This is a genomic window from Streptomyces sp. NPDC001902, from assembly GCF_042891295.1.
Lineage (GTDB): Bacteria > Actinomycetota > Actinomycetes > Streptomycetales > Streptomycetaceae > Actinacidiphila.
In genome coordinates this window covers 62,553-83,308 of the sequence record NZ_JBIATA010000015.1, presented here as the reverse complement: position 1 = coordinate 83,308, position 20,756 = coordinate 62,553, and the positions used below count along the sequence as shown (strand labels likewise).

The window sequence follows — 20,756 nt, the reverse complement described above, 5'->3', positions numbered from 1 at the left end:
GGTCACCGGTCCTCCTCACCTTCCGTCGGGCGCTCCTGCGTGACCGGTCCCGCCGGGTGCTCCGGGTCGGAGACCGCGGAGTCCAACGGAGCGTCGTGGGAGCTGGGGTGGGCCGGGGGCGTCTCGTCCTGCGGCGGGGCGGAGGTCTGCCGGGGCACGCCGGCCCCGGAGCCCGGCAGCGACTCGCCGCGGGCGAGCCGCAGGCCCGCCAGCGAGGCGGGGCCGGCGCCGCCGCTCGCCTCGACGGCGCCGGGGCGCTCGTCGGGGAACCCGGCGAGGATCCGAGACGTCTCCTTGTACGTGCACAGCGGAGCGCCGCGGGTGGGTTCGACGGTGCGGCCGGCGCGGAGGTCGTCGACGAGCCGCTTGGCCGACGCGGGGTCCTGGTTGTCGAAGAACTCCCAGTTGACCATCACCACGGGGGCGAAGTCGCACGCCGCGTTGCACTCGATGTGCTCCAGCGTGATCTTGCCGTCGTCGGTGGTCTCGCCGTTCCCGACGCCGAGGTGCTGCTTGAGCTCGTCGAAGATCGCGTCGCCGCCCATGACCGCGCAAAGGGTGTTGGTGCAGACCCCGACCTGGTACTCGCCGGAGGGCCCCCGCCGGTACATCGAGTAGAAGGTGGCCACCGCGGTGACCTCGGCCGTGGTCAGCCCCAGCTGTTCGGCGCAGAAGCGCACCCCGGTGCGGGAGACGTAGCCCTCCTCCGCCTGCACCAGGTGCAGCAGCGGCAGCAGGGCGCTGCGGCTGCCGGGGTAGCGCGCGATGACCTTCGCCGCGTCCGCGTCCAGTTGTTGCCGTACGTCGGCCGGGTAGTCCGGCGCGGGCATCGCGGGGATGCCGAGTGATACCTCAGTCACCGGTCGACGCCTCCCATCACGGGGTCGATGGACGCCACCGCGACGATGACGTCGGCGACCTGGCCGCCCTCGCACATCGCCGCCATGGTCTGCAGGTTGGTGAAGGACGGGTCGCGGAAGTGGACGCGGAAGGGGCGGGTGCCCCCGTCGCTGACCACGTGGACGCCGAGTTCGCCCTTGGACGACTCGACGGCGACGTACGCCTGGCCGGCCGGGACCCGGAAGCCCTCGGTCACCAGCTTGAAGTGGTGGATCAGGGCCTCCATGGAGGTGCCCATGATCTTCTTGATGTGGTCGAGCGAGTTGCCGAGCCCGTCCGGGCCGAGCGCGAGCTGCGCGGGCCAGGCGATCTTCTTGTCGGCGACCATGACCGGGCCGGGCTGCAGCCGGTCCAGGCACTGCTCGACGATCTTCAGCGACTCCCGCATCTCGTCCAGGCGGATGAGGAAGCGGCCGTAGGAGTCGCAGGTGTCGACGGTCGGCACGTCGAACTCGTAGTTCTCGTACCCGCAGTACGGCTGCGACTTGCGCAGGTCGTGCGGCAGGCCCGCGGAGCGCAGGATCGGGCCGGTGGCGCCGAGCGCCATGCAGCCGGCCAGGTCCAGGTAGCCCACGTCCTGCATACGGGCCTTGAAGATCGGGTTGCCGGTGGCGAGCTTGTCGTACTCGGGAAGGTTCTTGCGGAACTTCTTCACGAACTCGCGGATCTGGTCCACGGCGCCGGGGGGCAGGTCCTGGGCGAGGCCGCCGGGGCGGATGTACGCGTGGTTCATCCGCAGGCCGGTGATCAGCTCGAAGACGTCCAGGATCATCTCGCGGTCGCGGAACCCGTAGATCATGATCGTGGTGGCGCCGAGCTCCATGCCGCCGGTGGCGATGGCCACCAGGTGCGAGGAGATGCGGTTGAGCTCCATCAGCATCACGCGGATGACCGAGGCGCGGTCCGGGACCGCGTCGGTGATGCCGAGCAGCTTCTCCACCGCCAGGCAGTACGCCGTCTCGTTGAAGAACGGCGTGAGGTAGTCCATGCGCGTCACGAACGTGGACCCCTGGGTCCAGGTCCGGAACTCCATGTTCTTCTCGATGCCGGTGTGGAGGTAGCCGATGCCGCAGCGGGCCTCGGTGACCGTCTCGCCGTCGATCTCGAGGATCAGCCGGAGCACGCCGTGGGTCGACGGGTGCTGCGGGCCCATGTTGACGACGATGCGCTCGTCGTCGGCCTTGCCGACGGTCTCGGACAGCTCGTCCCAGTCGCCGCCGGTGACCGTGAAGACCCGGCCCTCGGTGGTCTCCCGCTCCGATGCCTGCCGGGGTGCGTGGTGAGTGCTCACGAGTACGACCTCCGCTGGTCCGGAGCAGGGATCTGGGCGCCCTTGTACTCGACGGGGATGCCGCCGAGGGGGTAGTCCTTGCGCTGCGGGTGGCCCTGCCAGTCGTCCGGCATCATGATCCGCATCAGCGCGGGGTGGCCGTCGAAGACGATCCCGAAGAAGTCGTAGGTCTCGCGCTCGTGCCAGTCGTTGGTCGGGTAGACCTCGACGAGCGACGGGACGTGCCGGTCCGCGTCGGAGACGCTCACCTCCACCCGGATCAGCCGGTTGTGGGTGATCGAGCGCAGGTGGTACACGGCGTGCAGCTCGCGGCCCTTGTCCTCGGGGAAGTGGACGCCGCTCACGCCGGTGCAGAGCTCGAAGCGCAGCGCGGGGTCGTCGCGCAGGGTCCTGGCCACCAGCGGGAGGTGCTCGCGCGCGACGTGGAAGGTGATCTCGCCGCGGTCCACGACGACCTTCTCGATCGCGTTGTCCGGGACGAGCCCCTGCTCCTCGAGGGCGCCCTCGAGCTCGTCGGCGACGTCGTCGAACCAGCCGCCGTACGGCCGGCTCGCCGCCCCGGGCAGTCGCACGGTGCGCACCAGGCCGCCGTACCCGGAGGTGTCGCCGCCGTTGCGGGCACCGAACATGCCGCGCTGGACGCGGATCGCCTCCCCGTGGTCGCCGCGCTGGCCGGGCAGCCCGGCCGCGTTGACGTCCTTGTCCGGGTTCGGGGTGTCCGGGGAATCCGTCATCGGAGGAGCCCCTTCATCTCAATCGTCGGCAGCGCCTTCAGCGCCGCTTCCTCCGCCTCGCGCGCGGCCTCTTCGCGGTTCACGCCGAGCTTGCTGTGCTGGATCTTCTGGTGGAGCTTGAGAATCGCGTCCATCAGCATTTCGGGACGGGGCGGACATCCGGGGAGATAAATGTCAACAGGCACCACATGGTCAACACCCTGCACAATGGCGTAGTTGTTGAACATCCCGCCGCTCGATGCGCAGACCCCCATCGAGATCACCCACTTGGGATTCGGCATCTGGTCGTAGACCTGGCGCAGGACGGGGGCCATCTTCTGGCTCACCCGGCCGGCCACGATCATCAGGTCCGCCTGGCGCGGGGACCCGCGGAAGACCTCCATGCCGAAACGGGCCAGGTCGTACCGCCCGGCCCCGGTCGTCATCATCTCGATGGCGCAGCACGCGAGGCCGAACGTGGCCGGGAAGACCGAGGCCTTCCGGACCCAGCCGGCCGCCGCCTCGACGGAGGTGAGCAGGAAGCCGCTCGGCAACTTCTCTTCAATACCCATGGCTATTCTCCGCCCCTAGTCCCATTCCAGGCCGCCGCGACGCCAGACGTAGGCGTAGGCGACGAAGACGGTGAGCACGAAGAGGAGCATCTCGACGAGCCCGAAGACCCCGAGGGCGTCGAACGTGACGGCCCAGGGGTAAAGGAAGACGATCTCGATGTCGAAGACGATGAAGAGCATCGCCGTCAGGTAGTACTTGATCGGGAACCGGCCGCCCCCGGCTGGCTGCGGAGTCGGCTCGATGCCGCACTCATACGCCTCCAACTTGGCCCGGTTGTACCGTTTCGGGCCGATGATGGAGGCCATGACCACGGAGAAGATCGCGAAGCCGGCCCCGAGGCCGCCCAGCACGAGGATGGGCGCGTAGGCATTCACGTCCCCGCTCCTTCCAGTCGACGATGACTGATGACGGACCGTGCCCGGACGTGCGCCCCGCGCCACCTAGATCGTCTCCATGTGAGGCAGTTCACAAGCCCAGACTGCCCGCATCCTATGCCTCCTGGTCTGTGATCTGCGACACGGGGTTCACTCTGACCTTTGTGATCTCCGACACCAGTCGAACGATCATGAACGGGGATGAGCGGTGATCTTCTCACTCAGTAATCCCAAACGATCACCAGAAGTCACATTTTCCTGCGTTTCCGCTGGTAAACAGGGGTGCCGCACTATCAGGCGCCGACGATCGAAGGCAAATTGGAGCTGGACCGGGGGACGTGATAGCGCCCTGCCACTCCTGCGGGTGAGCCGCGAAACACCCCGCTGACGGCGGCCGGAGGCACGTGAACGCGCGCACGAGGATATGGACTTGAATGTCCAGAACATCCTGAATAAGGAAGATCGAAAAAGGGACAATACCACTGCTCGACAGCCAACTGTGGCGCATCACACTTTTGTTGAACGGAACCGACCGGGCCTGATACCCAAGTCTTCATGTCCCTTCAGACCTCGCATATACGCCGCCGGCGACGCGCCGCGCAGAGCCCCAACTGGGTGCGCCGCGCAGGAGTCGCCGGCGGCGTCATCGGAACGCTCGCCCTGACCGGAATGTCGTCTTCGGCGAACGCCGAGCCCTCGGCCGCCGACCCGGCGACCACGGGGAGCATCCCCGTCATCCCCGCCCTCTCCACCACCGCCACCGCCGCGGAGGCCGCTGACGCCATCGACGAGACCGTCGTCGAGCAGCAGCTGGACGCCGCCCGTGCGGAGGCCCGCACCGAGGCCATGAAGGCCGCCCAGAAGAAGAAGGCCGCCGCCGACGCGCGCGACCGCGCCGCGGCCAAGGCCGCCAAGGCGCGCGAGACCGCGACCGCGTCGCGCTCCGCGGGACGCACCGCGCTGGCCTCCTCCTCCAGCGCGACGGGCAGCGTCGCCTCCGTCATAGGCTTCCTGAAGGCCCAGGTCGGCAAGCCGTACGTCTACGGCGCCACGGGCCCCAGCGCGTACGACTGCTCCGGTCTCACCCAGGCCGCCTTCCGCACCATCGGCGTCGATCTCCCGCGCACCTCGCAGGCGCAGTCGACCTTCGGCACCCAGATCTCCGTGAGCGCGGTCCAGCCGGGCGACCTCGTCTTCTGGGGCGGAGTCGGCTCCGCCTACCACGTGGCCGTCTACATCGGCGGCGGGCAGTACCTGGACGCGGCGAACCCGAGCAAGGGCGTCGTCATCCAGCAGATGTCCAACTACATGCCGACGTCCGCCGTACGCGTGCTCTGATCACGCGCCCCGTCCCCACGGAGGCCGCCGGCCCGCACCGGGCCGGCGGCCTCCTCCGTTCCGCCCCCGTGCGGTCCTCCGCGCCCCGGACAGGACCCACGCACCTGTGCGCCGGGCCACCCGGCGCCCTCCTCCCCCGCCGCCGCGAGGGGGAGCCGCCGCAGCGCGCCCGGCGGCAGGCGGCCGCAAACGAAAGTCCGGCCCCGCCGCAAGGAGACGTACCGCACACGGGGCCGGACGACCGGGGAGCCCCGGACGGGGCTCACGGGCCGGAGCCCGGCTCCGCCGTGGCGGCGGACCGGGCTCCGGACGCCGGGTTCATCGACGGTGGCAGTCACGGCCCCCGCTGTGCCAGACCCTGGCCCATTGGCCCGGCGTGCGGACCCACTTGACGCGGCCGTGGCTGGACACCCGCACCAGGCGTCCGGGACGGTACTCCAGCTTCCAGGAACCCTGCCCGATCGAGCACTGCCCCTGCCGGTCGCCCCGCCGGTCGTCGTCGCGCCGGCCGTCGCCCCGCCGGTCGTCGCCCCGCCGGTCGTCGCCCCGCCGGTCGTCGCCCTGGCGGTCGCCCGGGCGGTGGTCCGTGGGGGCCGCCGAGGCCGGGCCGGCGGCGAGCACGCCCCCTCCGGCGAGCAGGACCGATGCGGCCGCGGCGGCCAGGACCTGGTGTATGCGCGTGCTCATGACTGCACCCTTCTCTTGATCACGGATCCCCGAGCAGTGATCAAAAGTATGAGCACAACGCCTCAAATCCCGCATTTCGGGCGCGAGCTGACTCCGGGGCAGACCCATCTGACATCGATGTCAACGACATCGATGTCAAAGGATCGGCGACCTGCCCGGCCCACGCCCCTTCCCGCCGGCCGGCGTCAACCGGGCCCGGCGACAGCGGAGTTCGCCAGTCCCGCCCGGCGGGCCGCGGCGCCGGCCGGGACGACGGGCGTCCTGACGCGGGGAGTTCGCCCCCATGGGCGGGCCCGGTGCCCGGTCAGCCGAGGCGGGCGTCGAGCGCTTCGAGGTCGTCGACGAACCAGGTGCGGTCACCGCGGTTGCACTCGCGGACCAGGTCGCGAAAGGCCGTACTGGCCGCGGTGTACGCGGAGACGTCACCCACGACGGCGAGCCGGATGCGGTAGTTGACGAACTTCTGCAGGATCTCCCCCGCCAGCCCGGTGCGCAGGGCGAAGAACCGCTCGTCGAACCGGCCGACGGGCACGGCCACCACCTCCGCCCGGGAGAAGGCGGATCCGATCACGTCGAGCGCGTCCTGGACGCCGGAGATCCTCGCGCCCTCCTCGCCGCAGACGAGGACGGGCACGCCCCCTCGCTCGGTCACCACGTCAGCCACGGCCCGCCTCCGGGTCCTCGGTGTGCTCCTCCGGGAACATGGCGTTCTCCCCTCCCAGGACGCCGTCGACGGTGCGCAGGACGTCCGCCGTCGCCGCGGCGCCGCCGAGCACCACGACCTTCAGCCGCGAGCGCTCGTCGTCGTACGCCGTCCGGACCCGGGCCAACTCGTGGGGTTCCCGCGCCATCTGGGCGCCGGCCACGAGCAGGGTGCTCAGACGGTCCGCTGCGGCCGCCCCGATGCCGTCGACCTCGACGATGGCCGAGACCTCCACCCGGTGCCGGGCGGCGGCGGCCGGTGCACCGGTGAGGGCGTCCAGGTCGGCCCGGGCGACGCGGTACTGCTTGCCGATGCGCACGGCCTTCAGCCGGCCGTCGCGGATGTAGCCGCGGACCGTGCGCACGTGCAGGCCGAGCCGGTCCGCGACCTGCTCGACGGACAGCCACTCCCTCTCCATAAGTACGCATCCTACCCTGTGAAGGGAACGATAGGGATGTTTACCTATCCCCTCTCACGGTGTGACGGCAGCAAAAAGCCGCGCCGGCCCGTGCAGCACGGGCCGGCGCGGCGAGCGGATGCCGGGGCGTCAGGAGCGCGGCGCCACCTTCGACAGCCCGTTGATCACACGGTCCATCGCGTCGCCGCCCGACGGGTCGGTGAGGTTCGCCAGCAGCTTCAGCGTGAAGCGCATCAGCATCGGGTGCGTCAGGCCGCGCTGGGTCGCCAGCTTCATGACCTTCGGGTTGCCGATCAGCTTCACGAAGGCCCGGCCGAGCGTGTAGTAGCCGCCGTAGGTGTCCTTGAGGATCCGCGGGTACGACTGGAGCGCCAGCTCCCGCTGGGCCGCGGTGCCGCGCGCGTGCGCCTGGACGATGACGTCGGCGGCGATCTGGCCGGACTCCATCGCGTAGGCGATGCCCTCGCCGTTGAACGGGTTGACCAGGCCGCCCGCGTCGCCGACCAGCAGCAGGCCCTTGGTGTAGTGCGGCTGGCGGTTGAAGGCCATCGGGAGCGCCGCGCCGCGGATCGGCCCGGTCATGTTCTCCTCGGTGTAGCCCCACTCCTCGGGCATCGAGGCGCACCAGGCCTTCAGCACCTCGCGCCAGTCCAGCTCCTTGAAGGAGGCGGAGGTGTTGAGGACGCCCAGGCCCACGTTGGAGGTGCCGTCGCCCATGCCGAAGATCCAACCGTAGCCGGGCAGCAGCCGCGGGTCGCCCGGGACGCGCCGGTCCCACAGCTCCAGCCAGGACTCCAGGTAGTCGTCGTCGTGCCGCGGCGAGGTGAAGTACGTGCGGACGGCCACGCCCATCGGGCGGTCCTCACGGCGGTGCAGGCCCATCTGGAGGGAGAGCCGGGTGGAGTTGCCGTCCGCGGCGACCACCAGCGGCGCGTGGAAGGTGACCGGGGTCTTCTCCTCGCCCAGCTTGGCCTCGACGCCCGTGATGCGGCCGGTGCGCTCGTCCCGGATCGGGGCGCCCACGTTGCAGCGCTCGTACAGCCGGGCGCCGGCCTTCTGCGCCTGGCCGGCGAGGAGTTCGTCGAAGTCCTCGCGCTTGCGCACGAGCCCGTAGTCGGGGAACGAGGCCAGGTCGGGCCAGTCCAGCTGCAGCCGGACCCCGCCGCCGATGATGCGCAGGCCCTTGTTGCGCAGCCAGCCGGCCTCCTCGGAGATGTCGATGCCCATCGCGACCAGTTGCTTGGTCGCCCGGGGCGTCAGGCCGTCGCCGCACACCTTCTCGCGCGGGAAGGCGGTCTTCTCCAGCAGCAGGACGTCGAGTCCCGCCTTCGCCAGGTAGTAGGCCGTCGTCGAACCGGCGGGCCCGGCACCCACGACGATCACATCGGCGCTGCGTTCCGAAGCGGCGGTCTCGGTCACGGTGCTCCTCGCTGCTCTGGGCTGATGCGGCCTGTCTGCGACCAGCCGGCGGCGGCCGGACCGGACCGGTGCAGTCTATGTGGCCGCTTTCGCGCGCGGGCCGGGCGCCCCCGGCTTGGGGGCCGCGCGGCCTCTCAACGCACCGCGCGGTGCAGTGCCACGATGCCGCCCGACAGGTTGCGCCACGCGACCTTCGACCAGCCGGCCTTCTGCAGTCGCGCGGCGAGGCCGGGCTGGTCGGGCCAGGCCCTGATGGACTCGGCGAGGTAGACGTACGCGTCGGGGTTGCTGCTGACCGCACGGGCGACCGGCGGCAGCGCCCGCATCAGGTACTCGGTGTAGACCGTGCGGAACGGCGCCCAGGTGGGGTGGCTGAACTCGCAGATGACGACACGGCCGCCGGGGCGGGTGACCCGCAGCATCTCGCGCAGCGCGGCGTCGGTGTCGTGGACGTTGCGCAGCGCGAAGGAGATGGTGACGGCGTCGAAGACCCCGTCGGCGAACGGCAGCCTGGTCGCGTCGCCCGCGGTGAGCGGGAGGAAGGGGTGGCGGCGCTTGCCCTCCCGCAGCATGCCCAGGGAGAAGTCGCAGGGCACCACGTGGGCGCCCGCCTCGGCGAAGGGCAGGGAGGAGGTGCCCGTGCCGGCGCCCAGGTCCAGCACGCGCTCGCCGGGACGGACGGCGAGGGCCTGTGCGACGACCTTGCGCCAGCGGCGGTCCTGGCCGAGCGACAGCACGTCGTTGGTCAGGTCGTAGTTGGCCGCGACGTCGTCGAACATCGCGGCGACTTCGTGCGGCTGCTTGTCCAGGGAGGCTCGGGTCACGCCCCCCATTGTTCACCCGGCGGCCCCGGGTCCCGCGCAGGGGCCCTGGCTACCGCCACGGGAGGCCGGGCGGGCAGGCGGGCCGGTCAGGCCCTGCGGTGCAGGAGCCGGCCGCCGACGACGGTGGCGAGGCAGGCGCCCCGCCCGTCGAAGACGGCGAAGTCCGCCCGGACGCCCGGTTCCAGGGGCGGGGCCTGGCGGGCCGGCAGCAGCCCGCTGCGGTCCAGGGCGGAGCGCAGCGCGGGGTCGGCCGGGGCGGTGGCGACGGCGGTGACCCCGCGCAGCAGCAGTGCGTGCACGCGTTCGCGCGGGGTGGGCGCCTGCGGGAGCCCGCCCTCGTGGGTCAGGCCCGGACGCAGCGCTCCCGGCCAGCTCCGGACACGGGCGCCCGGGTGGGCCGCCCGTAGCGCGTCGAGCGGGCCGACGGCGGCGACGAGGCCGCCGTCCACCAGCAGGGCCGTGCCGTCGGTCCCGGAATGGATCGTCAGCATCGGCGGCGTCAGGAGGTGCTGAGCAGCTTCAGCTCCGGGTGCGCCGTGCCGCCCTCGATGGCGGTCGACGACAGGTGGGAGACGACGTGGTCGTCGACCGGGTCGTTCGCGGGGTCGTCGTGGACGACGAGGTGCTCGTAGGTGGTGGCGCGCTGGGCGGGGACCCGGCCGGCGGCGCGGATCAGGTGGATCAGCTCCATGCGGTTGGAGCGGTGCTTGGCGCCGGCCGAGGAGACCACGTTCTCCTCCAGCATCACGGAGCCGAGGTCGTCGGCTCCGTAGTGCAGCGACAGCTGGCCGACCTCCTTGCCGGTGGTGAGCCAGGAACCCTGGATGTGGGCGACGTTGTCCAGGAAGATCCGCGCGATGGCGATCATCCGCAGGTACTCGAAGAGCGTGGCCTGGGTCCGGCCCTTCAAGTGGTTGTTCTCCGGCTGGTAGGTGTACGGGATGAAGGCGCGGAAGCCGCCCGTACGGTCCTGGACGTCACGGATCATGCGCAGGTGCTCGATGCGCTCGGCGTTGGTCTCGCCGGTGCCCATGAGCATCGTGGAGGTCGACTCGACGCCGAGGTTGTGCGCGGCCTCCATGATCTCCAGCCAGCGCTCGCCGCTCTCCTTCAGCGGGGCGATCGCCTTGCGCGGCCGGGCCGGCAGCAGTTCGGCGCCGGCGCCCGCGAAGGAGTCCAGGCCCGCGGCGTGGATGCGGGTGATGGCCTCCTCCACCGGCACCTTGGAGATGCGGGCCATGTGCTCGACCTCGGAGGCGCCGAGGGAGTGGATGACCAGCTGCGGGAAGGCCTGCTTGATGGCGCTGAAGTGCTTCTCGTAGTACTCGACGCCGTAGTCGGGGTGGTGGCCGCCCTGGAACATGATCTGGGTGCCGCCGAGTTCGACGGTCTCCGCGCAGCGGCGCAGGATGTCGTCGAGGTCGCGCGTCCAGCCCTTGGCGGTGTCCTTGGGCGCGGCGTAGAAGGCGCAGAACTTGCACGCCGTCACGCAGACGTTGGTGTAGTTGATGTTGCGCTCGATGATGTACGTCGCGATGTGCTCGGTGCCGGCGTAGCGGCGGCGGCGTACGGCGTCGGCGGCGGCGCCGAGGGCGTGCAGGGGCGCGGAGCGGTAGAGGTCGAGCGCCTCCTCGGGCGTGATGCGGCCGCCGTCGGCCGCACGGTCGAGGACGGACTGCAGGTCGGCGTTCTCGCTCACCGGGGCATCCCTTCCGAGGGTCGTGACGGACTCGCCCAGCCTACGCCAGGGGATCAGCCGCCCTGCTTCCTGAGGTCCCCTTCCGGCTGACCGGCCAGGGAGTCGCCCGAGCGGTAGTGCAGCGAGCCGTCCGCGTTGAGCGTGAAGCGCTCGTCCGCCGAGCCGTCCGAGCAGACCCCGGGATGCGGGTTGGTGCCGCCGCTGGTGTCGAGCACGACGCTCTTGCGCGTGGCCTCGGCGAGCTTCCAGTCGCCGCTGCAGTCGTAGGACTGGCCGAGCAGGTCCAGCACGCTCTTGTCGCGCCCGACGACCGCGCCGACCTTGCCCTCGCGGAGGGTGATCTCCATCGTCCCCGGCACGCCGTGGGCGGTGACGGTGTCGCCCTTCCACGTGCCGACGAAGGCCTTGGGGAGTGCGTCCAGCCGCGGTTCCGAGGCCGGCGGCGAGGACGGGAACGTGGCCGAGGACGTGGCCGGGGACGCCGTCGGGGACCCGGAGCCCGCGCTCCGCGAGGGGGTGCGCTCACCGCCCTTGGCCTGGCCGGCGTCGTCGCCGAGCCCCGGCAGCACGAGTGCCAGGGTCACGGCGGCCGCGGCCAGCAGGATCGCCGTCGCGGCCAGCGCGGCGGCGCGGCCGCGCCGCCGGCCCGGGACGGGGGCGGGCGGGGGCGTGGCGGCGAACGGCGGCGCGTCCTGGGGCTCGGTCAGCGAGGGCGGCGGCCCGAACGACCCGTACGAGGGGTGCGAACCGTACGAGCCGTAACCGCCGACCGGCCCCCCGGCGGTCGCGGCGGGGGCGCCGCCGACCGGGCCGTTCGTACCCGGGGGCGGGGTCGGTTCGAGGTCGAGCAGCTCGACGGCCTGCCTCCCCAGGCGCTCCGTCAGCGGGGACGGCAGCCAGCCGGCCCGCACCAGTGAGGCGGCGTCGCCGCCGGCCGTCAGCAGTTCGGCGAGCCGGCGGGGCGTCGGGCGCACCGAGGGGTCCTTGGCGAGGCAGGACTCCGCGATCCGGCGCAACTCATCGGGCACGCCGTCGAGTTCGGGCTCCTCGTGGGCGACCTTGTAGAGCAGGACGGCCGCGCTGTCCCCGGTGAAGGGACCGCGGCCGGTCGCGGCGAAGGCCAGCACCGCGCCGAGGGCGAAGATGTCGGCTGCGGGGCCGGTGGGTCTGCCGGTGACCTGCTCGGGGGCCATGTAGCCGGGCGAGCCGACGACGACCCCCTTGCTGGTCAGCGCGGCCGTGGCGTCCATGGCGCGGGCGATGCCGAAGTCGATCAGCACGGGACCGTCGAGCGAGAGCAGCACGTTGGACGGTTTGATGTCGCGGTGCACCAGCCCCCGTTCGTGCACGGCCTCCAGCGCCTCGGCGAGTCCGGCGCCCAGCGCCCGTACGCCCTGCGGCGCCAGCGGCCCGAAGGTGGCGACCGCCTCGGACAGGGCGGGACCGGCGACGTAGCGGGTGGCCACCCACGGCACCGGCGAGTCGGTGTCGGCGTCGAGCACCGGCGCGCTCCACGCACCGCCGACCCGGCGCGCCGCGTCGACCTCGCGCTGGAACCGGGTGCGGAACTCCAGGTCGTCCGCGAGCTCCGAGCGCACCACCTTCACGGCCACCGTCCGGCCGCCGGGGCTGCGCCCCAGGTAGACCCGGCCCATCCCGCCGGCCCCCAGCCGGCCGAGGAGGCGGTACGGGCCGATCGCCGGGGGGTCGTTCGCTTGCAGGGGCTGCATCTGCGCGCCTCTCGCCGGTGCGGAAGGTCAGTGGAGTTGTACCCGTGGCAGTCGTGGTCACCCCAGCCGGGGCCGTCGCCGATCGTAGTGCGCCCGCGGGCCCCGGGCCCGGGCCGGCGGCGGGCTGCCGCCGGCCGCGCGGATCAGCCCCCGGCGCCCAGCAGTTCGACGCGCGCCTGCGCCGGGAAGCCCACCCGGCGGGCGAACTCGGCGATGCCGGTGAGCTGCTCGGGGCCGAGCGAGAAGTCCAGGGTGGTGAAGTAGCGCTGGAGGGTGCCGGCGTCGAAGGCCTCCCAGCGGGCGGCCTGTTCGGCGACCTTCTCCACCTCCTCCATGCTCAGGTCGCGGGAGGCCAGGAAGGCCTGGTGCACCTCGTGCACCACGGCGGGGAGCGCCTCCAGGTAGTCGCGGCGGGCGGCCCAGACGGCGAAGACGAAGGGCAGCCCGGTCCACTCCTTCCACATCAGCCCGAGGTCGTGGACCTCCAGGCCGAGCCGCGGCGCGTCGTGCAGCGAGGCGCGCAGCGCCGCGTCCCCGATCAGGACGGCCGCCTCGGCCTCCTGCATCATCAGCGAGAGGTCGGGCGGGCACGTGTAGTACTCGGGTTCGACCCCGTACTGCTCGGCGAGCAGCAGCTGGGCCAGGCGGACCGAGGTGCGGCTGGTGGAGCCGAGGGCGACCCGGGAGCCGTCCAGCGCGCCCAGCGGCACCTGGCTCACGATCACGCAGGACATCACCGGCCCGTCGCAGCCGACGGCGATGTCCGGGAGCGCGATCAGCTCGTCGGCGTTCCGGAGGTACTCCATGAGGGTGATCGGGCCGACGTCCAGGTCCCCGGAGACGAGCTGGGCGCTGAGCTTCTCGGGCGTGTCCTTGGTCAGCTCCAGGTCGAGCAGGGCACCCGTTCGGGCGAGCCCCCAGTAAAGGGGCACGCAGTTCAGGAACTGGATGTGCCCGACGCGGGGCCGGGCCCGGCGCACACCACCGGCGGAGGGATGAGGCGCAGATTTGTCCACATCAGGAGGCTAGACCCCCGCCCCCGGGATCTTGCGGCGGGTACCGTCCTCCCGCGCCGGGCCATCGGATTCCGGCAGCGCGTCCACGCCGCGTTCGCGCGTCCCGCGGCACGGCTGAAAACCGATCTTGTCGCTCTTCCCCGCCGCAGATGCTCCGTGCTACTGTCGTCGCAAGTTGCAGTTTGGTTTCCCTTGCAGTACAGAGCCTGCGGAGCATGTGACCGCGGGCTTTTGTAGTTTTCAGACTTCTTGCAGTGCGCAGGGCAGGTTCTGGAGCAGGGCAACCCTTTGGCCCAAGGAGGGCTTATGGCTACCGGAACCGTCAAGTGGTTCAACGCCGAGAAGGGCTTCGGCTTCATCGCCCAGGACGGCGGCGGCCCCGATGTCTTCGTCCACTACTCGGCGATCAACGCCTCCGGCTTCCGTTCGCTGGAGGAGAACCAGGCGGTGACCTTCGACGTCACGCAGGGTCCGAAGGGCCCGCAGGCCGAGAACGTCTCCCCCGCCTGATCGCGGACTGACACGTAGTACCCAACGAGCAGTACCCAAGGAGCCCCGCACCGTCGTGCGGGGCTCCTGCCTTTGCGGGGTCCCGGTCGGGACGCGGCGTAAAGCACCTCGATCCCCTGTGCGAATTCGGCGACGACGACCGCACGGCGCGGTTCCATGGACGCGGTGGGACCGTCCGACCGCTCCGTGAATTCGGCGCGGAGCACGGCGTAACGGCGCAGGAACCCGGCGCGGTGAACGGTGGAATGCGTATCGTCCACGGCCGGCTGGAGGCCGGCCGGCAGTTCGACGTCGGAGACCAGGGCGCCCGGACGGGCTCCGGCCCTGCGGCGCATCCGCTTCCGGTGCCCCAGTCGGGGCCGTCACGGCTGTTACTTCCGGTAACCTTACGTGCAGGTAGATCCACCTCCGCGTCAGGGGAAGGCAGACGGCCGATCACCGGTCGCGGGCCCGGGCACCGGTCGTCCGCCGGGCGCCTGACCCGCCGTCCGTCCGCCCCCGACCGCCCACCGACCCGCGCGGGAACCCACGATGCCCCTGCTCCTCACCCTCGCCCGAGGCGTACTGACCGGCCTCGGCAAGCACCCGGCCGCCGACGCGCCGCTGCCCGCCGGTCACGTGACCGCGCCGGGCGTCCGGGTGGACCCCCGGCGGCTCGCCGCGTACGCCGAGGTGTGCGGCTTCCCCCCTGCGGAACGGCTCCCGCTGACCTACCCGCACGTCCTCGGCTTCCCGCTCGCCGCCCGGCTGATGGCCCGGCGGAGCTTCCCGCTGCCGTTGCTCGGCCTCGTGCACACGTGGATCGAGATCGTCCAGCGGCGCCCGCTGCTGCCCGGCGACCGCCCCGACATCACCGTGCACGCCGAGGAGTTGCGCGCCCACCGGCGGGGCGTGGAGGTCGTGCTCGTCACCGAGGCGTCCGTCGGCGGGGAGGTCGTCTGGCGCGACCGCAGCGGCTACCTCGCACGGACCCGCGCGGGCGGTACGGGAGGCGGGGCCCCGGGCGGCGGCGGCACCGCGGCCGCCGAGGGGGCGGAACTGCCGGCCGTGGCGCAGTGGCACCTCCCTGCCGGCATCGGGCGCCGGCACGCCGCCGTGTCGGGCGACTGGAACCCGATCCACGTCCATCCGCTGACCGCGCGGCCGCTCGGCTTCCCCCGCGCCATCGCCCACGGGATGTGGACGGTCGCGCGCTGCGCCGCCGAGGCCGTGCCCGAGGACGCCGAAACGGTCACCCTGCGGGCCGAGTTCAAGGCCCCCGTCCTGCTGCCCGCCACCGTCACCTACGCGGCTTCGGCCCCGGACCCCTCCCGTCCGGGCAAGGGAAGGACCTTCGCCGTCCGCTCCGGGGACCGGATCCATCTCACCGGGACCGTCGGACCCTAGGGTCCGGGCGCGGGTGAGCGGGGCGGCGGCTTCGCGCGGGGCGTCCACCTCGGCCGCGAAGGGCTCGCCGGTGGTGCGCGCCTGACGGTAGGGGACGGCCCAGCCGTCGGGGTGGCCGGCGGTGTGCGTCCCGGCCCCGGGTGTGTCAGCCGCGCTGCGCCGCCGCGCGTGAGGCGTCGTCCGCCTCGTCCTCCTGGGAGGCGCTGGCGGCGAGGTTGGCCTTCGTGCGCTCCACGCGCGCGGCGACCTGCACGGAGGCCTCCTCGCGCACCCCGCGCAGCACGACGAAGCTGAGCGGCGCGCTGATCACCAGCGCGAGCAGCATCACCCACAGCAGGTTGGAGTCGCCGAGCCCGGCGGGCAGCACGTGGACGTAGACCAGGCCCCAGATGGCCAGGAAGCAGGCCGCGAACAGGCCGAGACGCATCAGGGAGTAGCGCAGCATGGGGCTCGGCTTCCAGCTCACGGTCGTAGCCACTTCCTTCGTTTCCCTCGTTCCGGCCTGCGGGAGGTACCGGACGTACCCGTATCAGTGAAGCACGGGCCCGGAAGGGTCAGGTCAGCGGGAGCCACATGGTGATGTCGTCACGGTCGTCACCTGCGGCGACACGTATCGCCGCGGGGACACGCCCGACCTCCTTGTAGCCGGCCGAGGCGTAGAAGCGCTCCAGACCCATGCCGCCGCGGCAGGTGAGCTTCAGCCCCTCCAGTCCGAGGTCGCGGGCGGACCGCTCCGCCGCCTGCAGCAACTCCGCGCCGTTCCCGCGGCCCTGCAGGGACGGGTCGACCATCACGGTGTACAGCCAGGCCCAGTGCCTCATCAGGCGGTGGGTGTTGAAGGTGAGGAAGGTCGAGGCGGCCAGCCGGTCGCCGTCGAAACCGGCGACCATGCGCGCCCTGCCCCCGGACAGTGCCGCGTAGTGCCGTTCCGCCTCGAGGGCCACGTCGGCCCGGGACACGGGTGCGACGAAGCCGACGGCGCCGCCCGCGTTGGAGACGTCGGTCCACAGGGAGACGAGCTGTTCCCGCAGTTCGGGGGTGAGCTCGGGGTCGAGGGTGAAGCGCAGTGCCATGGCGCACACCCTAGGCATCGAGGCTGACACCGATCGACGGGCGTCCGGCCGCCGGACGACATCGGGGTGAAGCGGAGCCCTCGAAGCCCCCGCGTGCGTTCCGGGGGCCGGGGAATGGGGGGGGGGGCGGGCGCCGGCGCGCGACGGCGCACGCCCAGGCTCACAGGCGCATCGGCTGCGGCGACTCGCGGCGCGCCGCGTCGGGACCCGGGTACTCACGGATGATCTCGTAGCGGGTGTTGCGCTCCACCGGACGGAAGCCGGCGTCCTGGATGAGCTCCAGCAGGTCGTCGCGGGTGAGCTTGTTGGGCGTCCCGTAGTTGTCGGCGTCGTGCGTGATCTTGTACTCGACGACCGAGCCGTCCATGTCGTCCGCGCCGTGCTGCAGCGCGAGCTGGGCGGTCTGCACGCCGTGCATGACCCAGAACACCTTCACGTGCGGCACGTTGTCGAAGAGCAGCCGGGAGACCGCGAAGGTCTTCAGCGCCTCGGCGCCGCTGGCCATCGTGGTGCGCGCCTGGAGGGTGTTGCGGACCTTGCCGTCCTTCAGGTCCACGAAGTCGTGCTGGTAGCGCAGCGGGATGAAGACCTGGAAGCCGCCGGTCTCGTCCTGCAGCTCGCGCAGCCGCAGAACGTGGTCCACCCGGTGCCGGGGCTCCTCGATGTGCCCGTACAGCATGGTGCACGGGGTCTTGAGGCCCTTCTCGTGCGCCAGCCGGTGGATGCGCGACCAGTCCTCCCAGTGGGTGCGGTGGTCGACGATGTGCTGCCGCACCTCCCAGTCGAAGATCTCGGCGCCGCCGCCGGTCAGCGACTCCAGGCCCGCCTCGATGAGCTCGTCCAGGATCTCGCTCGCGCTCATCCCGGAGATCGTCTCGAAGTGGTGGATCTCGGTGGCGGTGAAGGCCTTCAGGGAGACGTCCGGCAGCGCCTCCTTGAGCGCCTTCAGCGAGCGCGGGTAGTAGCGCCACGGCAGCGTCGGGTGGAGGCCGTTGACGATGTGGAGCTCGGTGAGGTTCTCGCCCTCCATCTCCTTCGCCAGCCGGACGGCCTCCTCGATGCGCATCGTGTAGGCGTCCTTCTCCCCCGGCTTGCGCTGGAAGGAGCAGTACGCGCAGGAGGCGGTGCAGACGTTGGTCATGTTGAGGTGACGGTTGACGTTGAAGTGGACGACGTCACCGTTCTTCCGCGTCCGCACGTGGTGGGCGAGGCCGCCCAGCCAGGCCAGATCGTCGGACTCGTAGAGGGCGATGCCGTCCTCGCGGGTCAGCCGCTCACCCGCGTAGACCTTCTCCTCCAGCTCGCGCTTGAGCCCCGCGTCCATCGCCCGCCTCGCCTTCACCATCCGTAGTCGACCGTCCGACCTTACGCCTAGATGCTCTCGGGGAGTTCCCCGACCCGGTTCTCCCACTTCGTGGAGAGCACGATGGTGGTGCGCGTCCGGGCGACGCCCTTGGTGCCGGACAGCCGGCGGATGGTGTGCTCCAGGCCGTCCACGTCGGGGACGCGCACCTTGAGCATGTACGAGTCGTCGCCGGCGATGAACCAGCAGTCCTCGATCTCGTCCAGGTCGCGCAGCCGGGTCGCCACGTCCTCGTGGTCGGCGGCGTCACTGAGCTGCAGGCCCACCAGCGCGGTGACCCCGAGGCCCAGTGCCGCGGGGCGGATCGTGGCGCGGTAGCCGGTGATGACACCGGCCTGCTCCAGCCGGTTGATCCGGTCGGTGACGCTCGGTCCGGACAGGCCCACCAGCCGGCCCAGCTCGGCGTACGAGGCCCGGCCGTTCTCACGGAGGGCCTGGATGAGCTGCCTGTCCACCGCGTCCATCAGACTGGACCCCTTCATTCGTGCCGCGACTGCGCTGTCAGGACAAGAATCTAAGGCATGAACGGGGATGTGCCCTGCGCATCAATCCGCGGCAGCCCCGTCGACCCCGGCCCCGGCGGCCCCCAGCTCGCCCTCCCAGCGGCGGTACAGCTTGTGCGGCACCCGCACGGCGTCCAGCGCGCGGCCGGCGACGAAGTCGACCAGGTCCTGGATGTCCCTGGCCCCGGCGTAGAAGGCGGGGGAGGCCGGCAGCACCACGGCGCCCGCCTCGTCCAGGGCGACCAGGTGCCTCAGCGTCTGCCCGCCCAGCGGCGTCTCCCGTACCGCGACCACCAGGGGCCGGCGCTCCTTCAGGGTGACGCTCGCCACCCGCTGCAGCAGGTCCTTGGAGAGCCCGAGGGCGACGCCCGCCACGCAGGCCGTGCTCGCCGGCACGATCAGCATCCCCTTGACCGGGTACGAACCCGAGCTCGGCCCGGCCGCGAGGTCCCCGGCGGACCAGTACCGCACCCGGCTCAGATCGGTCTCGAACCGGTCCGGGGTGCCGTCCGCGCCGCGGGCCAGCCAGCGGGCCAGGTCCTCGCGCCAGTGGGCGTCCCGGAAAGGCGCCCCGGTCTCGTCCAGGACGGTGAGCCGGGCGGCCCGGCTGACCACCAGGTCCACCGCCTCGCCGGCGTGGAGCAGCGCCCGCAGCACCGCCGCGGCGTACGGCGTCCCGGAAGCCCCGGAGACCCCGACCACCCACGGTGTCCCGCGCTCGCTGTCGTCCATGCCGCGAGCCTATCCGGCCACCTGTGGCACGGCCTCGGCCGGTCCGGCCGGGCGGGCGGAACGGACGAGTGGGCGCGGGAACCGCCACGGATGCCGTCGTCGTTGTCTACCGTGAGGGGAGCCTGGCCGGCCAGGCGGACGGTGGACCACCACGAGGGGGGCCTGTGGCGTACGAACCCATCGCCGGCCGTGACGCCGGTGACGCCCGGCGGCGCGTCCGGGGCGACGTCGCTCCGGGAGAGCGGGCGAAGACGGCCGCGGCGATCATGTTCATCTGGGTGGGGCTGCTCTGGCTGATCGAGTGCGTGGACGTGATGACCCATCACGCGCTCGACACCTTCGGGATCGTGCCGCGGCAGATCGGCGAACTGCGCGACATCATCCCCGCCGCGTTCATCCACTTCGGCTTCGACCACGTCGCCGCCAACAGCCTGCCGCTGCTGGTGCTGGGCTTTCTCGCGGCGTTGCGCGGCACGACCCGCCTGCTGAGCGTGGTGTTCGTCATCGTCATGGCGAGCGGCGGCGGGGTCTGGCTGGTGGCGCCGCCGCACACCAACACCGCCGGCGCCTCCGGCGTCGTCTTCGGCCTGTTCGGGTACCTGCTGGTGCGCGGCTTCGTCGACCGGCGCCTCATCGACATCGCGGTCGGGCTGGTCGTCGCGGTGGCGTACGGCTCGATCCTGTGGGGTGTCCTGCCGACCGCGCAGGGGGTCTCCTGGCAGGGCCACCTGTTCGGCCTCCTCGGCGGCGTCGTGGGCGCCTTCCTCTTCCGGGACCGCCCCGCCGACGGGCTGATCAGATGAGGCCGTAGGATCCGGGGACCAAACGACGGGGGGCGGTTCTCCATGACCGATTTCAGCAAGCACGACGACGTACCGCCGCGGGACACCGTGCCGCCCGTGCCACCGCAGCCGGGTCCGGCGCAGGGGCCCCACGCCATGCCGTCGCCGCCCCCGCCGTACCCGCCGCCCGCACCGCCGCAGCCCCCGTACGGCTACGGCTACGGCCACGCCCAGGGGCCGCTGCCGTTCCCGCCCCCGCCGCTGCGGCCGCCCACCACGCCGGCCATGTGGGCCCACCTGGGCGCGCTGCTCACCGTGGTGGCGGGCAGCAGCATGTGCTGCCTGGGCTGGGCGCTGGCCTGGGTGACCCCGCTGGTCATCCGCTCCAACGAGCGGAACAAGCACGACCCCTTCATCCGGCACCACGCCGCGCAGGGGATCAACTACGGCATCACCGCGGCCATCGCGGGCCTCCTGGGCATCGTCGGCTACGCCGGCGGCATCGCCTCCGTGGCCGCGTATGACCACGGCGGACCGGTCTGGCTGCCCTTCGTGGGCTTCGGCCTGATGGCCCTGGCCGCGCTGCACCTCCTGACCGGGGTGATCTTCTGCATCATCGGCAGCACCAAGGCCAACGGCGGCCAGTGGTGGAGCTACCCGAAGTTCGTCGCCCTGCCGTTCGTGCGCCGCTGACCGGGCGCGGCCGCGCCCGGCGCGGGGGC

24 protein-coding genes are annotated in these 20,756 nt (G+C 72.0%); 5 read left to right on the top strand and 19 right to left on the bottom strand.

Going from position 1 to position 20,756, the window contains the following annotated elements; genetic code table 11:
* Window positions 1–2: 2 nt before the first annotated feature.
* Genes nuoE through ACFYYN_RS24000 form a run of 5 tightly spaced genes read right to left on the bottom strand, consistent with a single transcriptional unit; the run spans window position 3 to window position 3,851 of the window.
* Window positions 3–830: an NADH-quinone oxidoreductase subunit NuoE gene (gene nuoE / locus ACFYYN_RS24020; protein ID WP_500547521.1), complete on the bottom strand. Its 828-nt coding sequence runs from the start codon at window positions 828–830 to the stop codon at window positions 3–5.
* 26 nt (window positions 831–856) lie between these two features.
* Window positions 857–2,191 carry an NADH-quinone oxidoreductase subunit D gene (locus tag ACFYYN_RS24015; RefSeq protein ID WP_500547468.1) on the bottom strand — a complete coding sequence of 445 codons (1,335 nt, stop codon included), beginning with the start codon at window positions 2,189–2,191 and terminating at the stop codon, window positions 857–859.
* Entirely contained in the window at window positions 2,188–2,925 is a 738-nt protein-coding gene (locus tag ACFYYN_RS24010; RefSeq protein WP_499513336.1) for an NADH-quinone oxidoreductase subunit C, read from the bottom strand. The genes ACFYYN_RS24015 and ACFYYN_RS24010 overlap by 4 nt, the downstream gene beginning before the upstream one ends.
* Window positions 2,922–3,476: a NuoB/complex I 20 kDa subunit family protein gene (locus tag ACFYYN_RS24005; protein WP_018558792.1), complete on the bottom strand. Its 555-nt coding sequence runs from the start codon at window positions 3,474–3,476 to the stop codon at window positions 2,922–2,924. Before ACFYYN_RS24005 ends, ACFYYN_RS24010 begins: the two co-directional genes overlap by 4 nt.
* Window positions 3,477–3,491: 15 nt before the next feature.
* Window positions 3,492–3,851 (bottom strand): NADH-quinone oxidoreductase subunit A, encoded by a 360-nt coding sequence (locus tag ACFYYN_RS24000; protein WP_089226370.1) that lies wholly within the window; start codon window positions 3,849–3,851, stop codon window positions 3,492–3,494.
* A gap of 555 nt (window positions 3,852–4,406) precedes the next feature.
* Between ACFYYN_RS24000 and ACFYYN_RS23995 the strand changes: the two genes are divergently transcribed.
* Window positions 4,407–5,189 carry a C40 family peptidase gene (locus tag ACFYYN_RS23995; protein WP_500329501.1) on the top strand — a complete coding sequence of 261 codons (783 nt, stop codon included), beginning with the start codon at window positions 4,407–4,409 and terminating at the stop codon, window positions 5,187–5,189.
* 318 nt (window positions 5,190–5,507) lie between these two features.
* Here ACFYYN_RS23995 and ACFYYN_RS23990 read toward each other — a convergent pair whose 3' ends face one another.
* The 9 genes from ACFYYN_RS23990 to ACFYYN_RS23950 all read right to left on the bottom strand — a co-directional run bounded on the left by ACFYYN_RS23990 (window position 5,508) and on the right by ACFYYN_RS23950 (window position 13,685).
* A complete protein-coding gene (locus ACFYYN_RS23990; protein WP_500547467.1) occupies window positions 5,508–5,876 on the bottom strand; it encodes a hypothetical protein in 369 nt (122 codons plus the stop codon).
* A gap of 304 nt (window positions 5,877–6,180) precedes the next feature.
* Complete coding sequence (locus tag ACFYYN_RS23985) at window positions 6,181–6,540, bottom strand: DUF4180 domain-containing protein (RefSeq protein WP_500534021.1); 360 nt, start codon at window positions 6,538–6,540, stop codon at window positions 6,181–6,183.
* Entirely contained in the window at window positions 6,533–6,997 is a 465-nt protein-coding gene (locus tag ACFYYN_RS23980) for a helix-turn-helix domain-containing protein (protein ID WP_500547466.1), read from the bottom strand. Before ACFYYN_RS23980 ends, ACFYYN_RS23985 begins: the two co-directional genes overlap by 8 nt.
* 129 nt (window positions 6,998–7,126) lie before the next feature.
* On the bottom strand, window positions 7,127–8,416 hold the full coding sequence (locus ACFYYN_RS23975) for a geranylgeranyl reductase family protein (RefSeq protein ID WP_499513331.1): 1,290 nt from the start codon (window positions 8,414–8,416) through the stop codon (window positions 7,127–7,129).
* Between the two features lie 134 nt (window positions 8,417–8,550).
* Window positions 8,551–9,240: a class I SAM-dependent methyltransferase gene (locus tag ACFYYN_RS23970; protein ID WP_499513330.1), complete on the bottom strand. Its 690-nt coding sequence runs from the start codon at window positions 9,238–9,240 to the stop codon at window positions 8,551–8,553.
* An 86-nt stretch (window positions 9,241–9,326) separates the two neighbouring features.
* Window positions 9,327–9,731 carry an imidazolonepropionase-like domain-containing protein gene (locus tag ACFYYN_RS23965; protein WP_500329495.1) on the bottom strand — a complete coding sequence of 135 codons (405 nt, stop codon included), beginning with the start codon at window positions 9,729–9,731 and terminating at the stop codon, window positions 9,327–9,329.
* A gap of 8 nt (window positions 9,732–9,739) precedes the next feature.
* On the bottom strand, window positions 9,740–10,939 hold the full coding sequence (gene mqnC / locus ACFYYN_RS23960; protein WP_500367324.1) for a cyclic dehypoxanthinyl futalosine synthase: 1,200 nt from the start codon (window positions 10,937–10,939) through the stop codon (window positions 9,740–9,742).
* Window positions 10,940–10,992: 53 nt separating this feature from the next.
* The gene (locus tag ACFYYN_RS23955; RefSeq protein ID WP_500547465.1) at window positions 10,993–12,669 is read right to left on the bottom strand and encodes a serine/threonine-protein kinase; all 1,677 of its coding nucleotides are present in this window, start codon (window positions 12,667–12,669) and stop codon (window positions 10,993–10,995) included.
* 143 nt (window positions 12,670–12,812) lie between these two features.
* Window positions 12,813–13,685 (bottom strand): menaquinone biosynthetic enzyme MqnA/MqnD family protein, encoded by an 873-nt coding sequence (locus ACFYYN_RS23950; RefSeq protein ID WP_500547464.1) that lies wholly within the window; start codon window positions 13,683–13,685, stop codon window positions 12,813–12,815.
* Between the two features lie 306 nt (window positions 13,686–13,991).
* On the opposite strand from ACFYYN_RS23950, the gene ACFYYN_RS23945 reads away from it, so the two are divergent.
* Together ACFYYN_RS23945 and ACFYYN_RS23940 are read left to right on the top strand one after the other, a co-directional pair.
* Window positions 13,992–14,195 carry a cold-shock protein gene (locus ACFYYN_RS23945; protein WP_354796699.1) on the top strand — a complete coding sequence of 68 codons (204 nt, stop codon included), beginning with the start codon at window positions 13,992–13,994 and terminating at the stop codon, window positions 14,193–14,195.
* A 531-nt stretch (window positions 14,196–14,726) separates the two neighbouring features.
* Window positions 14,727–15,581, top strand: a complete 855-nt coding sequence (locus ACFYYN_RS23940) for a MaoC/PaaZ C-terminal domain-containing protein (protein ID WP_500547463.1) — start codon at window positions 14,727–14,729, stop codon at window positions 15,579–15,581.
* Between the two features lie 145 nt (window positions 15,582–15,726).
* On the opposite strand, the gene ACFYYN_RS23935 is transcribed toward ACFYYN_RS23940, so the two are convergent.
* The 5 genes from ACFYYN_RS23935 to ACFYYN_RS23915 all read right to left on the bottom strand — a co-directional run bounded on the left by ACFYYN_RS23935 (window position 15,727) and on the right by ACFYYN_RS23915 (window position 19,252).
* Window positions 15,727–16,026 carry a DUF4229 domain-containing protein gene (locus ACFYYN_RS23935; protein ID WP_500547520.1) on the bottom strand — a complete coding sequence of 100 codons (300 nt, stop codon included), beginning with the start codon at window positions 16,024–16,026 and terminating at the stop codon, window positions 15,727–15,729.
* A 109-nt stretch (window positions 16,027–16,135) separates the two neighbouring features.
* The gene (locus tag ACFYYN_RS23930) at window positions 16,136–16,654 is read right to left on the bottom strand and encodes a GNAT family N-acetyltransferase (protein ID WP_500547462.1); all 519 of its coding nucleotides are present in this window, start codon (window positions 16,652–16,654) and stop codon (window positions 16,136–16,138) included.
* A 160-nt stretch (window positions 16,655–16,814) separates the two neighbouring features.
* Window positions 16,815–17,978, bottom strand: coding sequence for an aminofutalosine synthase MqnE (gene mqnE, locus ACFYYN_RS23925; protein ID WP_499516908.1), 1,164 nt, complete (start codon window positions 17,976–17,978; stop codon window positions 16,815–16,817).
* 47 nt (window positions 17,979–18,025) lie between these two features.
* On the bottom strand, window positions 18,026–18,481 hold the full coding sequence (locus ACFYYN_RS23920) for an Lrp/AsnC family transcriptional regulator (protein WP_499513321.1): 456 nt from the start codon (window positions 18,479–18,481) through the stop codon (window positions 18,026–18,028).
* A gap of 81 nt (window positions 18,482–18,562) precedes the next feature.
* Window positions 18,563–19,252 (bottom strand): UbiX family flavin prenyltransferase, encoded by a 690-nt coding sequence (locus ACFYYN_RS23915; protein WP_499513320.1) that lies wholly within the window; start codon window positions 19,250–19,252, stop codon window positions 18,563–18,565.
* A 164-nt stretch (window positions 19,253–19,416) separates the two neighbouring features.
* Between ACFYYN_RS23915 and ACFYYN_RS23910 the strand changes: the two genes are divergently transcribed.
* Both ACFYYN_RS23910 and ACFYYN_RS23905 read left to right on the top strand, forming a co-directional pair.
* A complete protein-coding gene (locus ACFYYN_RS23910; protein ID WP_500329485.1) occupies window positions 19,417–20,055 on the top strand; it encodes a rhomboid family intramembrane serine protease in 639 nt (212 codons plus the stop codon).
* 42 nt (window positions 20,056–20,097) lie between these two features.
* Window positions 20,098–20,727, top strand: coding sequence for a DUF4870 domain-containing protein (locus ACFYYN_RS23905; protein WP_500547461.1), 630 nt, complete (start codon window positions 20,098–20,100; stop codon window positions 20,725–20,727).
* Window positions 20,728–20,756 lie beyond the last annotated feature (29 nt).

Coding starts and splice junctions, on each gene's coding strand:
- ACFYYN_RS23980 (WP_500547466.1), bottom strand. CDS start 6,997: ATGGAGAGGGAGTGGCTGTCCGTCGAGCAGGTCGCGGACCGGCTCGGC.
- ACFYYN_RS24005 (WP_018558792.1), bottom strand. CDS start 3,476: ATGGGTATTGAAGAGAAGTTGCCGAGCGGCTTCCTGCTCACCTCCGTC.
- ACFYYN_RS23945 (WP_354796699.1), top strand. CDS start 13,992: ATGGCTACCGGAACCGTCAAGTGGTTCAACGCCGAGAAGGGCTTCGGC.
- ACFYYN_RS23990 (WP_500547467.1), bottom strand. CDS start 5,876: ATGAGCACGCGCATACACCAGGTCCTGGCCGCCGCGGCCGCATCGGTC.
- ACFYYN_RS23955 (WP_500547465.1), bottom strand. CDS start 12,669: ATGCAGCCCCTGCAAGCGAACGACCCCCCGGCGATCGGCCCGTACCGC.
- ACFYYN_RS23930 (WP_500547462.1), bottom strand. CDS start 16,654: ATGGCACTGCGCTTCACCCTCGACCCCGAGCTCACCCCCGAACTGCGG.
- ACFYYN_RS23935 (WP_500547520.1), bottom strand. CDS start 16,026: ATGCTGCGCTACTCCCTGATGCGTCTCGGCCTGTTCGCGGCCTGCTTC.
- ACFYYN_RS23940 (WP_500547463.1), top strand. CDS start 14,727: ATGCCCCTGCTCCTCACCCTCGCCCGAGGCGTACTGACCGGCCTCGGC.
- nuoE (WP_500547521.1), bottom strand. CDS start 830: ATGCCCGCGCCGGACTACCCGGCCGACGTACGGCAACAACTGGACGCG.
- ACFYYN_RS23915 (WP_499513320.1), bottom strand. CDS start 19,252: ATGGACGACAGCGAGCGCGGGACACCGTGGGTGGTCGGGGTCTCCGGG.
- ACFYYN_RS24010 (WP_499513336.1), bottom strand. CDS start 2,925: ATGACGGATTCCCCGGACACCCCGAACCCGGACAAGGACGTCAACGCG.
- mqnE (WP_499516908.1), bottom strand. CDS start 17,978: ATGGACGCGGGGCTCAAGCGCGAGCTGGAGGAGAAGGTCTACGCGGGT.
- ACFYYN_RS23965 (WP_500329495.1), bottom strand. CDS start 9,731: ATGCTGACGATCCATTCCGGGACCGACGGCACGGCCCTGCTGGTGGAC.
- ACFYYN_RS23995 (WP_500329501.1), top strand. CDS start 4,407: ATGTCCCTTCAGACCTCGCATATACGCCGCCGGCGACGCGCCGCGCAG.
- ACFYYN_RS23905 (WP_500547461.1), top strand. CDS start 20,098: ATGACCGATTTCAGCAAGCACGACGACGTACCGCCGCGGGACACCGTG.
- ACFYYN_RS23920 (WP_499513321.1), bottom strand. CDS start 18,481: ATGGACGCGGTGGACAGGCAGCTCATCCAGGCCCTCCGTGAGAACGGC.